Consider the following 3,447-nt stretch of genomic DNA (forward strand, 5'->3'; position numbering starts at 1 on the left):
CTAGCGATCGCACCTGTCAAAATAATCTTGGGGCGACGTATAGCAAACTGCAACAGTGGACGATATAATCGCTGAGAAAATCTTTCAACCCAAGTTTCTGTTGTTGGCAAACGCTGATTTACCAACAACAGAGCGCATAGTGCCGGAGTCAATGTCAATGCTACCGAGGTTGAAGCCACTATTGACAGCAAATAAGCTATACCCATTGGTGTAAAAATCCGACCTTCCACCCCAGAAAGGGCAAAGATTGGTGCAAAGACGACCGCGATAATGATTGTCGAGAACAGTACGCTTACCCTTACCTCCACTGAACTATTGAAAACAACTTGCAGGGGTGGTACAGGATTACCTGCTATCTGGTTTTCTCGCAAACGGCGGTAGGAATTTTCCATATCCACAATTGCATCATCTACCACTGAACCAATCGCAACAACCAATCCGCCCAAAGTCATCGTGTTGATGCCTTGTCCCGTCCAATTGAGGATCAACATTCCCAATAACAAAGACACGGGAATCGCGCTCAAGGTAATGATTACCGTGCGCCAATTCATCAAAAATAGAATCAAGATGACACAAACAATGATCGTGCCATCGCGCAAAGCTTCTTCAACGTTTTTTAGCGAGGCTTCGATAAAATCTTCTTGGCGGAAGGTTTCGGTGACTTTTACATCTTTAGGCAAGCTGGCTTTTAACTCTTCCATCGCTGCTTCAGCAGCCTTTGTAACGCTTGGTGTATCTGCTGTTGGCTGTTTGTTGACAGTCAAAATCACCGCTTTCTTACCCGCAGAACTGCCATCGCCGCGTTTGAGTGCTGCACCGATTTGGACATCCGCCACTTGTTCTAACAGTACTGGGGTGCCATTTTTGGCTTTGATTACTGATTTCTTAAGTTGTTCGATAGATTCAATCCGCCCTACCCCTCGCACCAATGTCTCTTGGTCGGGAGTAATTAAAAATCCCCCTGGTGCATTAGCGTTGGCTGCTTGTGCTGCCTTGGTGACATCATCAAGGGAAACATTAAACGCCTTGAGCTTATCGGGGCTTACTAGGACTTGATACTGACGCTCATCCCCACCAAATATGACAATATTACTTACACCAGGGACAGCCAGCAGGCGATTTTTCACCTGCCAATTGACAATTCGCCAGACCTCCATCAAAGGAGTAGTTTCAGAAGTAAAGGCATATTTGACAGTCCATCCCAAGGGGGAACTAACGGGCAGAACCTCTGGATCTTCTACACCTTGCGGTAGTTGACTACGTGCTTGTTGCAGCCGTTCTGTTACCAATTGGCGGGCGCGATAAATTTCTGTATCTAAGCTAAAAGTAGCTCTCACAGCCGAAAGACCTACAGCTGAGGCAGAACGCAATGCTTCTAGTCCAGGTGTACCGTTAATTACACTTTCTATCGGTCGAGTGACGAGGGACTCCACCTCTTCTGGAGCAAGTCCTGGGGCTTCGGTCATAATTTCCACTTGCGGAGGAGCAAAGTTGGGAAATACATCGAGTGGCATTTGTGTAAGGACGAGAAAGCCCCAAACAGATATGAGGATGGAAGCAATAACCACTAGCCAGCGTTGAGCGATTGACCATTTAACAATAGAATTAAGCATATTTTGACTTACATAGGATTTTTCAGCCCTAAACCTCGTCTAGAATCCCTTGGTACAAAATTTCGTAAAATTGTGGCTATCGAGGATTTAAATTGAAACGCAGAGGGACACAGAGTTGAGCGGCCAGAAGCGCAAAGTTTGTTCGAGTTTATTTGCTATGAACTTAGGCTGTACTTAGTTTGGTGAATGAGGATTTTCACGTTCTTCATTCTCAATAAGCTTGGTTGGTTGAGATAAGATAGGTTGCTTATGGTTGTCGGTATAAATCTCAGTTTCATACTCGTAGCCTGAATTGCCCACTGCTATTAAAGGCGATCGCGTGCGACGACCAGACCAGAAGCTACCTCCCATGAAAGCTACGGTAGCAATGGCTACTCCTCCCCCTGATAAGAGCAACCATAAAGGTACAGGAAAGCTGTTAGCTTTAGCCTCAGTTTCCTCTGAGCGCGAATCTCCTTCTTGTGAGTGGTCGTCTTCTTTGGGTTTACTGCCACCTTTTAACGACTGTGCATAAAGTTGTGGCGCACGCTGAGTAACTACTGAATCTCCCTCGAATAAACCACTTTTAATCTCAATTAAATCTCCAGAGGTTTGTCCTAACTCAACTTCAACAGATTGGAAGGCATTGCCGTTTTGGACATAGACCAATTTCTTATTATTTGCATCCACTACGGCAGAATTGGGAATTGCCAAAGTAGCTGTAGATGTCTGGCTTGTTACAACTTCAAGTTCGGCAAACATTCCGGGTTTGAGCTGCCCTCTGGTGTTATTGACTTCGGCTTGTACTGGTACTACTCGCGTTTCTCCTTCCACTACTGAGCCAATCCGTGTAATCTTTCCTGTAAAGGATTGATTAGGTACGCTAGCAACCTTCATCCTTACCTGTTGACCTGTCCTCACTTTATCTAAATCTTTTTCATAGATATTCGCTGTGGCAAAAACCCGACTATCATTAACAATCGTCATTAATCTGCCACCCGCATCCTGGAAAGATTGGCCGATAGTAACTTCTCTATCAGCAACCTTCCCCGAAATCGGAGCTGTTACCGTTATTAGTCCCTTAGCATTAGCACGGTTTCCTAGTTGTAGCAGCCGCGTTTCATAAATAGCACTGCTGCGATTAATATTGGATTTTGCTAGGCTAACTGCTGCTTGAGCGCGTTTGAGTTGATTTTCAGCCGCAATGACATCGCGGCGGCTGTTGGCTGTGGTTAGTTTAGCTTTAGCTTCTGCTAGTTGGGTTTGAGATTCAAGAGCGTTGCGACGTGCCAAAGCACCTTCAGTGGCTAACACTTGATCTTTCTCATACTTTTCTTGAGCAAATGCTACTTGGCTTTGGGCTTGGGCGATTTCTGCGGCGGCTATTTGCTGATAGCGATCATAATTTTGTTGAGCCAGCCTCAAGTCAGCTTGAGCTTGCTGTAAATCAGCCTGACCTTGTGCTAATTTGTCCTGAGATTCCACGCGTAATGTCACTAAATCTGGACTGGTTACAACGGCGACAGGTTGACCAATATTTACTGATGCGCCTGGTTCTACCAAAAGTTCAACTACTTTTACCCCTTGTATTGGGGTAGTGACTTCCACTTTCTGGCTAGGTAAGGTTTCAATCTGTCCAGTAGTTTTAATGCCGACAGCTAATCGTTGACGTTGCACTGGTGCGACCTTAACTCCTAGCAGTTTTGCGGTTTCTGCATCTACTTCAACAGAACCCGTCAATTCGCCTCCTGCTTGAAAAGCACTTCCGCCACTGTGGTCATGACCACCACCAGCCAAAACAGTAGTAGGAGTATTTAGTAGTAACAAACTCAACATTGTCAACGAAACATAACGC

At 45.4% G+C, this 3,447-nt stretch carries 2 protein-coding genes; both read right to left on the bottom strand.

Annotated elements, in window-relative coordinates:
- The coding region (locus tag IQ229_RS19020) for an efflux RND transporter permease subunit (protein ID WP_194046418.1) at positions 1-1,613 on the bottom strand (1,613 nt) is incomplete at its 3' end.
- Positions 1,614-1,787: 174 nt separating this feature from the next.
- Positions 1,788-3,447, bottom strand: a 1,660-nt coding sequence (locus IQ229_RS19025) for an efflux RND transporter periplasmic adaptor subunit (RefSeq protein ID WP_322744019.1), incomplete at its 5' end; no start/stop codon positions are given.

This window comes from Nostoc cf. edaphicum LEGE 07299 (genome assembly GCF_015207245.1).
Taxonomy (GTDB): Bacteria; Cyanobacteriota; Cyanobacteriia; order Cyanobacteriales; family Nostocaceae; genus Nostoc; species Nostoc edaphicum_B.